Annotated in this window: 10 protein-coding genes; 6 read left to right on the top strand and 4 right to left on the bottom strand. The window is 63.8% G+C overall.

Annotated elements, in window-relative coordinates; all coding sequences use genetic code 11:
- From prfA to metK, 5 genes are all read left to right on the top strand, one after another.
- Positions 1-879: peptide chain release factor 1 (prfA, locus tag L5849_RS08215; RefSeq protein WP_236925185.1), on the top strand; the 879-nt coding region annotated here is incomplete at its 5' end.
- Positions 876-1,697 carry a peptide chain release factor N(5)-glutamine methyltransferase gene (prmC, locus tag L5849_RS08210; RefSeq protein WP_236925184.1) on the top strand — a complete coding sequence of 274 codons (822 nt, stop codon included), beginning with the start codon at positions 876-878 and terminating at the stop codon, positions 1,695-1,697. The genes prfA and prmC, both read left to right, overlap by 4 nt.
- Positions 1,698-1,937: 240 nt before the next feature.
- Positions 1,938-2,606: a DUF4167 domain-containing protein gene (locus tag L5849_RS08205; RefSeq protein ID WP_236925183.1), complete on the top strand. Its 669-nt coding sequence runs from the start codon at positions 1,938-1,940 to the stop codon at positions 2,604-2,606.
- 42 nt (positions 2,607-2,648) lie between these two features.
- Positions 2,649-4,244, top strand: coding sequence for an apolipoprotein N-acyltransferase (gene lnt, locus L5849_RS08200; protein WP_236925182.1), 1,596 nt, complete (start codon positions 2,649-2,651; stop codon positions 4,242-4,244).
- A 30-nt stretch (positions 4,245-4,274) separates the two neighbouring features.
- Positions 4,275-5,513 (top strand): methionine adenosyltransferase, encoded by a 1,239-nt coding sequence (metK, locus tag L5849_RS08195; RefSeq protein WP_236925181.1) that lies wholly within the window; start codon positions 4,275-4,277, stop codon positions 5,511-5,513.
- 53 nt (positions 5,514-5,566) lie between these two features.
- Here metK and L5849_RS08190 read toward each other — a convergent pair whose 3' ends face one another.
- Genes L5849_RS08190 through L5849_RS08180 form a run of 3 tightly spaced genes read right to left on the bottom strand, consistent with a single transcriptional unit; the run spans position 5,567 to position 8,867 of the window.
- On the bottom strand, positions 5,567-6,706 hold the full coding sequence (locus L5849_RS08190; RefSeq protein ID WP_236925480.1) for a CaiB/BaiF CoA-transferase family protein: 1,140 nt from the start codon (positions 6,704-6,706) through the stop codon (positions 5,567-5,569).
- A 37-nt stretch (positions 6,707-6,743) separates the two neighbouring features.
- Positions 6,744-7,883, bottom strand: coding sequence for a nitronate monooxygenase (locus L5849_RS08185; RefSeq protein WP_236925180.1), 1,140 nt, complete (start codon positions 7,881-7,883; stop codon positions 6,744-6,746).
- 57 nt (positions 7,884-7,940) lie between these two features.
- Positions 7,941-8,867, bottom strand: coding sequence for a 5'-nucleotidase, lipoprotein e(P4) family (locus L5849_RS08180; RefSeq protein WP_236925179.1), 927 nt, complete (start codon positions 8,865-8,867; stop codon positions 7,941-7,943).
- A gap of 453 nt (positions 8,868-9,320) precedes the next feature.
- Between L5849_RS08180 and L5849_RS08175 the strand changes: the two genes are divergently transcribed.
- Positions 9,321-11,648 (top strand): CDC48 family AAA ATPase, encoded by a 2,328-nt coding sequence (locus L5849_RS08175; protein WP_236925178.1) that lies wholly within the window; start codon positions 9,321-9,323, stop codon positions 11,646-11,648.
- Here the strand turns inward: L5849_RS08175 and L5849_RS08170 are convergent.
- Positions 11,645-12,724 (bottom strand): mechanosensitive ion channel family protein, encoded by a 1,080-nt coding sequence (locus tag L5849_RS08170; protein WP_115415275.1) that lies wholly within the window; start codon positions 12,722-12,724, stop codon positions 11,645-11,647. The two genes, L5849_RS08175 and L5849_RS08170, sit on opposite strands and share 4 nt — an antisense overlap.
- Positions 12,725-12,728 lie beyond the last annotated feature (4 nt).

Raw genomic sequence — 12,728 nt, 5'->3', positions numbered from 1 at the left:
GAGATGCTCGCCGACCCGGAAATGAAAGCCATGGCAGAGGAAGAGCTGGCCGAATTGCGCCAGCGCCTGCCCGAGGCGGAGCGCGAGCTGGCCATCGCCATGCTGCCGCGCGACAGCGCCGATGCGAAACCCGCCATGCTCGAAATCCGCGCGGGCACCGGCGGCGACGAGGCGGCGCTGTTCGCGGGCGATCTCTACCGCATGTACGAGCGCTTCGCCGCCGAACAGGGCTGGAAGGTCGAGCCGGTGAGCATGAGCGCATCGGAAGTCGGCGGCTTCAAGGAGATCGTCGCAAACGTGACGGGGAACGGCGTCTTCGCCAAATTGAAATTCGAAAGCGGCGTCCACCGGGTGCAGCGCGTGCCGGAAACCGAAAGCGGCGGGCGCATCCATACCTCGGCGGCGACGGTCGCGGTCCTGCCCGAACCCGATGAGGTCGACGTCCAGATCGATGCGACCGATCTCAAGATCGATACCTACCGCGCGAGCGGGGCGGGCGGCCAGCACGTCAACACCACCGACAGCGCGATCCGCATCACGCACTTGCCCACGGGCCTCGTGGTGACCTGCCAGGACGGGCGCAGCCAGCACAAGAACCGCGAGAAGGCGATGCAGGTACTGCGCGCACGCCTTTACGAAAAATCGCGCGAGGAAGCGCAGGGCGCCGAGGCCGAGGCGCGCAAGGCCATGGTCGGCAGCGGCGACCGGTCCGAGCGCATCCGCACCTACAACTACCCGCAGGGCCGCGTGACCGACCATCGCATCGGGCTGACCTTGCAGAAGCTACCGCAGATCATCGCCGGGCCGGGGCTGGGCGAGCTGGTCGACGCGCTGATCGCCGAGGACGAGGCCAAGCGCCTTGCCGCGATGACCGAATGAACGTTGCCGATGCGGTGCGCGCCGCGGCGGAGCGTCTCGCCGTCACCAGCGACACGGCTCGTCTGGATGCGGAATTGCTGATGGCGCACACGCTGGGCGTGTCGCGCTCGGATATGCTGCTCCGGCATATGCGCGTTTCGGAGCCTGCGGGTTTCGAAGGTTTGGTCGCGCGCCGCGCAGCGCGTGAGCCGGTCGCGCATATCGTCGGGCACCAGGAGTTCTTCGGACTCGATTTCACGGTCACGCCCGATACGCTGATCCCGCGCGGTGACAGCGAGACGATCGTGCAAGCGGCGCTCGATACGGCGAGGCCCGATGCACGGGTGCTCGACATGGGGACCGGCTCCGGCGCGTTGCTGCTCGCATTTCTCGACCGGAGGCCGGGATCGAGCGGGATCGGTATCGATGCGTGTGCAGCCGCGCTGGATGTGGCGGCAAACAATTGCGAGCGTTTGGGTCTTGCCGGGCGCGCACGTTTTCTCGAGGCGAGCTGGCTCGAGGATGGATGGTCGAACGATCTGGGCCGGTTCGATCTGGTCCTGTGCAATCCGCCCTATGTCGAGGCGGACGCGGAGCTTGAACCGGACGTGCGCGCTTATGAGCCGGCCAGCGCCCTTTTCGCCGGGCCTGAAGGGCTTGACGCCTATCGGGCGATCGTCCCGCAGCTTGGCAAGCTTCTTCTGCCGGACAGCGCCGCTGTCCTCGAAATCGGCGCGCGTCAGGAGGAAGCGGTTTCCGCCATCGCGCGCGAATCGGGCTTTTCGGTGAAGCTGGAACGCGACCTTGCAGGCCGCCCTCGTGCACTGATTCTCACTTAGGGGTTGGCAAAGCCGATTCGACCCTTTACCTCTGGCCCTAGGCCAGTGGTGCGCGGCTAACGCTTCCCCACCGGTTCCAGCTCCGACATTGCAGTTCCGGTGCGCAGCCAGTGGCTACGCATACCATGCACAAGTCGGGGCACGCGAGTTGCGACAGGCGCAACCGCGCAAGGGGTCACGCGGCCATATGCGGACCGGTAAAAAGGTCCGTGCCGCGAATTGAATGAGGACCAGCTACCCTTGAACAACAATCGCAATAACCGTCGTCGCGGACGCGGTAACCGCAATCAGGGCGGTGCCAATTCGGCCAATCGGATCGATAGCCGCGCGCGTGGCAATGCCCCGCAGTTGCTCGACAAGTATAAAAAGCTCGCGCAGGACGCCCAGCATAATGGCGACCGCGTGCAGGCCGAATATTACCTGCAATTCGCGGACCATTATTTTCGGGTGATCGCCGACAACAAGGCCCGCCAGGAAGAGGCCAAGGCCAAACGTCAGGATGGACCGGGGCAGAACCAGTCGGACGATGAAGACGACGATGACGGCGACGGTGACGATCGCCGCAACAACCGTCGTCAGCGCAGCCGGCGCGACGATCAGGATGACGCCGGGCGAAAGCCGCGGGGCCGCAAGCCCAAGGGCGATGACGATGGTGAAGGCCGCGAATTCGAACCCTCGGAAAACCCGTTCACCCGCCGCGACGACGAGGATGAGGCGCCGAAGAAGCGTCGTGCTCCGCGCAAGACGAAGAAGACCGAGGAAAGCGCTCCAGGCAATGGGGGCGCAATCGATGCGGCGGTATTGCCGCCTTCGCTCAGCGCGAACGAAGGCGATGGCGAAGAAAAACCCGCCCCTCGCCGCCGCAAGCGCAAGCAGGACGATGACGGCGAGGTAAGCGCGGTCGGCTGATCGCGCTTGCGCGCCGGACCTCACCGGTTAAGGGGCAGGCCGATGGAGACAATCCCCGGCCTGGCCCGTTCCCACCCGAAGATTTCCGCGCTGTTGCTGGGCGCTATCTCGGCGTTCGGCTTTCAGCCATTTCACTTCTGGCCGCTGGGGCTTGCCGCGATGGCGGCTTTCGGCTGGCTCGCATGGCAACAGGCAGGCTGGAAGCGGGCTCTGCTGGTTGGCTGGTTGTTCGGCGTCGCTCATTTCACGGCGACCAATAACTGGATCGCGACCGCCTTCACTTATCAGGCGGAAATGCCCGCAGCGCTCGGATGGGCTGCGGTGCCCCTGCTTTCGCTCTATCTCGCGATCTGGCCCGCGCTTGCGACTGCCGCAGCCTGGCTGATCGCGCGGGGGAAAGGGCTGTTCGCTTTTGCCCTGGCATTCGGAGCGTGCTGGATCGCTGCCGAATGGCTGCGAAGCTGGGTCTTCACCGGCTATAGCTGGGGGCCGTTTTCGATGATGCTGCTCGGGCCTTGGGATCGCCCCGGCCTGGCGCGGCTGCTGCCATTCGCCGGCAGCTATGCGTTGTCCGGCGCGGTGGTCGCAGCGGCGGTTGGCGGAGCAACGCTCGCAGCCGCGCGCCGCTGGGCCGCGCTCGGCGCATCCGTGCTGGCGGTGACGGCTCTGATCTACTGGCCTGCCGGTCGGGGCGGGACAGGCGATCTGGCGCTCACCCTGGTGCAGCCCAACCTCAAGCAGGAAGACATCGACGATGCGTCGAAGTTCGAGGACCAGTTCCAGACCATTGCGGGCCTGAGCAAGCCGCTGAAACCTGGCGCTCGCCGATTGGTACTATGGCCGGAAAGCGGCGTTCCCGACTACCTTCGCGATGGTTATCCGCAGCGCTACTACATCCAGATGACCGCAGGCGGCGACCCCGCTTTCGCGCGCGCGCGGATCGGCGATGTCATCGGACCGGGCAGCCTGCTGCTGACCGGTCTGGTCGATCTCGAGATCGGCACAGTGGGCGGGCGAAGGAAAGCGATCGGCGCCTACAATGCGGTCACGTCGATCGATCCCGACGGTAAGCTGGGCGAGCGTTATGCGAAGGCGCATCTCGTTCCCTACGGCGAATATCTTCCCTTGCGGGCTCTGCTCGAGCCGCTGGGGCTTTCGCGTCTGGTGGCGGGTACGATCGATTTCATTCCCGGACCGGGACCGCGGACCCAGGATCTCGGGCAGTACGGCATGGCGGGCATGCAGATCTGCTACGAAATCGTCTTTTCCGGCGAAGTGGTCGATGGCGGCAATCGCCCGGACTATATCTTCAATCCGTCGAACGATGGCTGGTTCGGCACCTGGGGGCCGCCGCAGCATCTGGCCCAGGCGCGCATGCGCGCTGCGGAAGAAGGGCTCCCCGTTCTGCGATCGACCACAACCGGCATCAGCGCCGTGATCGATGCGCGCGGTGTGGTGCGCGAACATATCGGCCGCAATGTCGCGGGGCGGATCGATACGCTGGTCCCGCCGCCGCAGGCGCCAACGTGGTTCGCACGAATGGGCCACTGGCTCACCCTGATATGGGGCATTGTTTTTCTGGCACTATCGCTGGTTGCCATGCGCTTCGCAGGTGGCTACCCCACCCGCAACACATAAAGATTTCTTTATATCGGGATTTCGACTTTCATGCGCACCAGTTACCTGTTCACTTCCGAGAGTGTCTCGGAAGGCCACCCCGACAAGGTTTCCGACCAGATTTCCGACGCGATTGTCGATCTGATGCTGCGCAAGGATCCCGAGGCGCGGGTCGCTTGTGAAACGATGACGACGACTCAGCGGGTGATCCTTTCCGGCGAAATTCGCTGTGCGCCGATGTACGATGCCAAGAATCCCGACTGGGCCGAAAACGGCGGCTGGGCACCGGGCGCAAAGGAAGAGATCGAAAAGGCCGTTCGCCGAACCGTGCGAGAGATCGGTTACGAGCAGGACGGGTTCCACTGGCAGTCGCTGACCTTCGAGAACCATCTTCACGGTCAGTCGTCTGAAATCGCGCAGGGCGTCGATGCCAGCGGCAACAAGGATGAAGGCGCGGGCGATCAGGGGATCATGTTCGGGTTCGCTTGTGACGAAACACCCGATTTGATGCCGGCCACGCTCGATTACAGCCACAAGATCCTCGAACGGCTTGCCGCAGACCGCAAGAGCGGCGCGGCGCCCTTCCTCGAACCGGACGCCAAAAGCCAAGTAACCTTGCGGTACGAGAATGGCAGGCCCGTGGAATGTACGGCAGTCGTCGTATCGACCCAGCACGCCAAGGGCTATCACAAAGGCGACAAGGAAGCCGAACTCAAGGCCTATGTGAAGAAGGTCGTCACCGAAATCCTGCCCGAAGGCTGGATTTCCGGGGACACCCAATGGCATATCAATCCGACCGGGGCCTTCGAGATCGGCGGTCCCGATGGCGATGCCGGTCTCACGGGTCGCAAGATCATCGTCGATACGTATGGCGGCGCAGCGCCGCATGGCGGCGGCGCGTTCAGCGGGAAAGATCCGACCAAGGTCGATCGCTCGGCCGCTTATATCGGGCGCTATCTGGCCAAGAACATCGTGGCGGCAGGCCTTGCCAGGCGCTGCACGATCCAGTTGAGCTACGCGATCGGCGTATCGAAGCCGCTATCGCTGTATATCGACACGCACGGCACCGCAGCCGAGGGCGTTACCGACGAAGCCCTGGAAAACGCGATCCGCGGAATGGAAAAGCTGGGCGGTCTGACGCCGCGGGCCATCCGCACGCATCTCGGCCTCAACCGGCCGATCTACCGCAAGAGTGCGGCCTATGGACATTTCGGCCGCCAGGCGGAAGGGGAAGCCTTCCCATGGGAGCGCACCGATCTGGTCGAGGATCTCAAGGCGGCTCTCGACTGATACGACAAGGGCGGCCTCGCGGGCCGCCCTTTTCCTTGGTGCCGACGTAAGGTCTAGCCGTGTTCACCCTTGCGCGGGCTGGGGTGGTCGAGCGCCAGTTCGGCCTCGGAAAAGGTGAACGGGCTGCGCACCCCCGGAATGCCTTCGAGATCGATGCGCATGGCGCGCGACTGTATCTGAGCCTCTTCGAAGACGGCGTCGATGGGATTGACCCTTCCGGCCGGAATCCCGTCTTCCACGCAATCGGCGAGCAGTTCGTCCAATTGCCATTTGCGCGTTTCGGCGGCGATGATCGCGTCGAGTTCCTCGCGATTGGCGAGGCGGCCCTCATTGGTGGCGAACTTCTCTTCGCCCAGCAGGTCTTCACGCCCGAGCAGCGACAGCAATTTGCGGAACAGCCCGTCATTGGCCGGGGCCAGCACGACCTCGCCATCGGCGACGGGAAAGACCCCATAAGCGCTGACCTGCGCATGCTCGTTACCCATGCGCGGCGGGTTCTCGCCTGTCGTGAGAAGATGCATGGCCTGACTGGCGAGCAGGCCGACCGAGCAATCAAGCAGCGACATGTCGACATGCTGACCGCGCCCGGTGCGCTCGCGCATGGCGAGGGCCGCCTGAATGCCGATGACCGCATAGAGGCCGCATACGAGGTCCGAGATGGAGATGCCCATCTTCATCGGCTGCCCCTGCGGCTCGCCGGTCAGCGCCATGAAACCGCTCATCGCCTGAATGACGAAATCGTAGCCAGCTTCACGCGCACGCGGGCCGGTCTGGCCAAAACCGGTGATCGAACAATAGACGAGGGCGGGATTGGCTTTGGCAAGGCTGTCATAATCGAGCCCGAATTCCGCGAGCTTTCCGGTTTTGAAATTTTCGAGCGCGACATCCGCCGATGCCGCCAATTCGCGCACACGCGAGAGATCTTCTTCGTTTCTGAAATCCGCGACGATCGACCGCTTCCCGCGATTGGCCGCATGGTAATAGGCGGCTTCGCGCTCGCCATTCTCGCGCTCTATCCATGGCGGTCCCCACTGACGGGTACCGTCGCCCTCGGGGCTTTCGATCTTGATGACATCGGCACCAAGATCGGCCAGGATTTGCCCGGCCCAAGGCCCTGCGAGCACGCGGGCGAGTTCAAGGACTTTGAGCCCGGCGAGCGGGGCCTTCGGATTGCGCGGAGAATCGAGCCACATGGCGAGCGCCTTGGGCTCGCGGCAGACGCCGGTCAAGTCACCCCATGCCGACAGAATCGGTGAGGCGACCCACGGCTTCGACAAATTCCTCCCGGAAGTCCTGCACGACCTGTCGGCTCGAACGAACCTGCTCCACCAAGCCGACGCCTTGGCCGACGAAATAGCTGACCAGTTCCCGTGCGCCTTCATTGCCCGCAGCTGCCTCGCGCTCGATCCGCGCGAAGGCCGGTTCGGACACCATCCCCATCAGCGGCATGGGAAGGGTGCCTGGGCCGCCCGAGGAGTCCCATGCATCGTGCCATGCGGTTCTCAATTGCCGCGCCGGCTTGCCGGTCCGGCTGCGCGAACGCACCGTGTCGCGGCTGCGGGCGGCAACCATTTTATCACGGAAGGTCTCGCTGGTCTCGGCTTCGGGCGTGGCGAGCCAGATCGATCCGGTCCAGGCGCCTTGTGCCCCTGCGGCCATCATGCCCGCCATTTGTCCGCCGGTCATGATCCCGCCCGCCGCCAGCACGGGCATGTCATGGCCCGCGCGCGCCAGTTCGCGCACCACTTCGGGTATCAGCACCAGCGTGGACACCTCGCCGCAATGCCCGCCCGCCTCGGTGCCTTGCGCGACGATGATGTCGACCCCCGCTTCGGCCTGCCGGATTGCATGTTCTTTCGCTCCCACCAGCGCCGCCACGGGTACACCGCGTCGCTTACCTTCCTCGATCATCGCGGGCGGGGCGATGCCCAGCGCGTTCGCGATGAGCCTGATCGGATGGCGGAAGGCGACCTCCATCAGCGCGAGGCCGTTTTCGGGCGTTATACCCATGCGTTCGCGCAGGATCGGCATTTCCGGTTCGGGTGCTATCCCGAATTCCCCGAGCACCCGATTGACGAAGCCTTGATAGGAGGGATCGATCGCGGCGGCGCGGCTCTTATTGTCCGACAGCTCTCGAACCCGCGGGTCGATTACCTCCGGCACGAGGACATCCACGCCATAGGGGGCGCCCTCTACGTGGGCATCGATCCAGGCCAGCTCTTCCTCTAGCTGGTCGGGGCTGAAGCGTGTTGCCCCCAATACGCCAAAGCCGCCCGCCTTGCTGACCGCGGCGACCACGTCGCGGCAGTGGCTGAAAGCGAAGAGCGGAAAGTCCGCTCCCGTCAATTCGCAAACGCGGTTCATCGGCATGTAGGTCTCTCCCTTGCAACCTACCCTATCCCCGGCGTGTCGGAGTGCAAGCGGTGTCTATTGGCCGTCCATGATCACGGGCGCATCGCTGGGCGAAGGCTTCCAGCGTGTTTCCGGCGGGAAGACCTCGCCAATGGTGCCTTCCTGCCAGGCGCCATAGACGGGGTTGGGCATGAGGAACCAACCATTGCCCCATAGCTGTGCATATTGCCCGCGCGCTACAGCCGCGCGCCGTGCTGCAATGGCTCCCTCATCGGCGTTGAAGACATCGGCAAAGTCGCCAAGATTGTCTCCAGCCATGGCGATGACACAATACTGTGCGGCGATCCGCGCACGGCGCCCGTCCTTGCGGCTACCCATCGTATCGTCGCCCCGCAGGAACAGGTTTTCGAGGTGAACAGCGGGGCCGGTGCCGGCCGCCTCGATCGCCGCGATGGTGCCCGCGGCTGTATCCGAATTGCGATTGGTGTTGAAAATCACGGCTATGCCCGCTTCGCGCAGGCGCTTGAGACCGGTGACGGCGCCCGGAACGGGCTTGGCAATACCCGCGCCCTCATTGGCCCACTCGGTCCACTCGTCGATATCGAAGGGCTTGCCGGAAAGCGCTTGCCAATATTCGTACCCGGTATTGAGCAGCACGGTTTCGTCGACATCGAACACTGCGGCAAAGGGCTTCGTCGTCCCGTCGTCGGCCATGCAGGAAGGCGTTCCCACTCCGCCCGGTGCATCGGGCAGGCCCAGCGGAACCGATTGCGGTACCCGGCGCTGGCGCGATACGGCGATGGCGTAGTCGGCGATCTGCCGCCAGGTTTGGATCGATGCGCCGGCGGCCTCTCCCGATCCGTAGAGCCAGCGCATGGTATCGGGCGCAGCGCGATCATCGCTTGCGACGACCGTCTGGGTGGCGATAACGGGCGGGGCTTGGGCCGTCGTGCATCCGCTCAGCGCAACCGCGCTTGCTGCAACGGCAAGAATTCGTTTCATCGAATCGGCTCCATTTCGGCTTGAGGGCGGTTCGGAGCCCCGCTTAGCACGGAGCAGGCTCATACCCGCAAGCCTGTCGGCGCTTCGCTGGCCGAGTGCTTCTGAACCGATACCCCAATGAAGGCATTCGATTGTGCGATGCAACATCAGTCGGTGCAACCCTGCCTGTCACGAACAATCAAATTCAACGCCTTAGAATCGAAGCGACGAACTTTGTTGCAAGTCATGCAACAAAAATTGTCCTTTTCGCACTTGCACAAAATCGTCCCGGCCAGCATATGTCCACTTGCCTTTCAGGCATCCTCTCCCAAGACTTCCAAGCCCGGTTGGTTCGCCAGCCGGGCTTTTTTCTTGTGTTTCGCGGACCCACGCATCGACCTCGCTCATTGCATCGGCAGGGACCCGTTCCCAAGTGGGGCGGAGACAAGTTTAGGTAACGGGAGCCGAGTCCACATGGCCGATGCGGATGCTGCAGCAGCGACAGAGGAAAAGACCATAAGGCTGACGGTGGCGGCGGCACGGCAGGAAGAAAGCGGGCAGGGCATAGCCCGCATGCCGCGATCGGCCTTCCAGGCACTCGGCATCACCGAGGGAGACGTAGTCGAAATAACGGGGAAACGGGCGACCGCAGCGGTGGCCATGCCGGCCTATGACGAAGACCAAAGCCTAGATGTGGTGCGCCTTGACGGGCTCCAGCGCGGTAATGCGGAGGTTGGCTCGGGCGAGCATGTAAAGGTCGCCGTGGCTCAGTCGCGGCCAGCGACGCGCGTGGTCTTCGCGCCCGCCCAGCGGGAAATGCGGCTCCAAGGACCGGCCCAGGCACTCAAGCGCAATTTCTTCCGAAAACCGCTGGTTGCGGGCGATCTGGTGGCGACGACCGGCCAGCAGCCCGTCCAGAACATGCCGCCAGAGGTTCGCCGCATGTTCAATGCACCGGCCTATGCCCTGACCCAGATCCGCCTGAGCGTGGTGTCCACGGCCCCCAAGGGCATCGTTCATATCGACGAGGACACAGAGGTCGAATTGCGCGCGGAATTCGAAGCGCCGCGCGACGCCCGGGCCGTCGTCAATTATGACGATGTCGGCGGCATGGGCGAGACCATCCAGCAATTGCGCGAAATGGTCGAACTGCCGCTGCGCTATCCCGAACTGTTTACCCGCCTGGGGGTCGACCCGCCCAAGGGCGTGCTGCTGCACGGCCCGCCGGGCACCGGCAAGACGCGGCTTGCGCAGGCGGTTGCCAATGAGAGCGACGCCAATTTCTTCACCATCAACGGGCCTGAAATCATGGGCTCGGGCTATGGGGAAAGCGAAAAGGCCCTGCGCGAAGTGTTCGAACAGGCGACCAAGTCGGCGCCGGCCATCATTTTCATCGACGAAATCGATTCGATCGCACCCAAGCGCGATCGGGTGCCGGGCGAGGCCGAGAAGCGGCTGGTCGCCCAGCTACTTACCCTGATGGACGGGCTCGAGGCGCGTTCCAACCTGGTCGTCATCGCCGCGACCAACCGCCCCGAGGCCATCGACGAGGCTTTGCGGCGTCCCGGACGTTTCGACCGCGAGATTGTGATCGGTGTGCCCGATGAAAGCGGGCGGCGCGAGATCCTTGGTATCCATACCCGGGGCATGCCGCTCGGAGACAAGGTGGACCTTGGCGAGTTAGCCAAGGCTACCTATGGCTTCGTCGGCGCCGATATCGCCGCGCTGGCACGGGAGGCGGCGATCGATGCCGTCCGCCGGATCATGCATAAGATCGATCTGGACGAACGGACCATTCCGCCCGAAGTGCTCGACGAGCTGTGCGTGACCCGCGAAGATTTCCTGTCCGCTCTCAAGCGCATCCAGCCCAGCGCCATGCGTGAAGTTATGGTTCAGATGCCCAATGTCGGCTGGTCCGATATCGGCGGAATCGGCGGCGCGATCGAGAAACTCAAGGAAGGCATCGAATTGCCGATGAAAAATCCCGAGGCGTTTCACCGTCTCGGGATCCGACCGGCCAAGGGCTTTCTGCTTTACGGCCCTCCGGGTACCGGCAAGACGCTGCTCGCCAAGGCGGTGGCGAAGGAAGCCAAGGCCAATTTCATCTCGATGAAGAGTTCGGACCTGTTGTCGAAATGGTATGGCGAGAGCGAGCAGCAGATTGCGCGTATGTTCAAACGTGCCCGCGCCGTCGCACCGTGCGTATTGTTCATCGACGAGATCGACAGTCTCGTGCCGGCGCGCGGCAGTGGGCAGGGCGAGCCTCAGGTGACCGGGCGCGTGGTCAATACCATCCTTGCCGAAATGGATGGGTTGGAGGAATTGCAGTCGGTCGTGGTGGTCGGCGCGACCAACCGCCCGACCCTTGTCGATCCCGCGCTGCTGCGTCCGGGCCGCTTCGACGAGCTGGTCTATGTCGGCACACCGGACAAAGCGGGGCGCGAGCAGATATTGGGCATACACACGCAGCACATGCCCCTGGCGGATGACGTCGACCTGGGTGAAGTGGCGGTCAAAACCGCTCGCTTCACCGGCGCGGATCTCGAGGATGTGGTGCGCCGTGCCGGTCTCAGCGCGCTCCATCGCGCCGGTGGGGATGTGCAAAACGTGACCGCTGCCGATTTTGCAGAGGCACTCGAGGACAGCCGGGCGACCGTTACTGTCAAAATGGAAACCGAATACAAGAAGATGCGCGGCGAGCTGAAAAAACGCGCCGCCGAAGTCCGGCCGATCGGTTTTCTTTATGAAGGGATGGTCGAAAGCACCCGCGACGAAAAGCACGGGCCGGATACCAGCGCCTAGGCCTCCTCAGCGCGCTGATTCGCCGCCTCGACCTCGAGCCGGTGGCGGATCAGCGCTTCGGGCTGGTTTTCCTTGAGCCAGCCCAGCATGTGTTCGCGCACGGTGCAGCGCAAGGTCCACAAATCGCCAATCGTATCGGCGCTCATCGACAGGCGCAGTTCGATGCTTTCGGGATGGGCTTCGGTCATCAGCAGTTGCAGATTGCGCCCGTCCCACAGATCCTGTGCTTGCACGAAACGCTCGAACTCCTCGCGAATGGGCTCCACTTCGGCGATTGGGTCGAGATGCAACATCACTGGACCGGTCAGGCGTTCATCGACCCGCGACCAGTTTTCGAAACTCTCGTCCAGAAACCGGCTTGTCGGCACAACCAGAACGCGCTCGTCCCAAGTGCGCACTGTCACGAAGCTCATCCGGATTTCCTCCACCCGGCCCGCCTGTCCGTCGACCTTCACCAGATCGCCGATACGTAGCGGCTGGGTGAGCGCCATTTGCAGGCCCGCGATCAGGGATTTCAGCGCTGGCTGTGCCGCGGCGCCCACGGCCAGCGCGGCAAGACCGGCCGAGGCCAGCATAGTCGTGCCGATATCGCGCACGCCGGGAACGTTGAGCATGATAAGCGATACGGTGATGATGATGATCGCGACCTTCACCGTGCGGGAAAGGATTGCGATCCGCGTGAGGCGGCCACGCTGCGCGACGGGATCTTCCGCTCCCTCGATTTGTGCTTCGTATCCTTTGGCGAGGCCGCGCACGACGGCGTAGGCCACCCAGCCGACCACTGCGGGTGTCAGGAATTTGGCCAGGAGGTCCCAGCCTTGGCCGACCAGGGCATCGTTCTCTGCCGCGACGGTTATCGAAAATGCGATGGCGGCCCAGCGAAGGGGCCTGCGCACCCCTTCCACGACGACATCGTCGAGCGTGCTTTCCGAAGCCTTGGCCAGCCGCCGCAGAATCGCGAAGGCCAGCCAATGGACGATGAATGCGGCCAGAATAGCACCGCTCAGCACGATCAGGGTATGGATCACGCCCTCGATGGAAATCGGCCAATTGCGCGGATCGTAACGCTCTAACATCGGG

The organism is Erythrobacter sp. SN021 (assembly GCF_021864455.1).
This window is presented reverse-complemented; position numbering and strand designations above follow the sequence as displayed.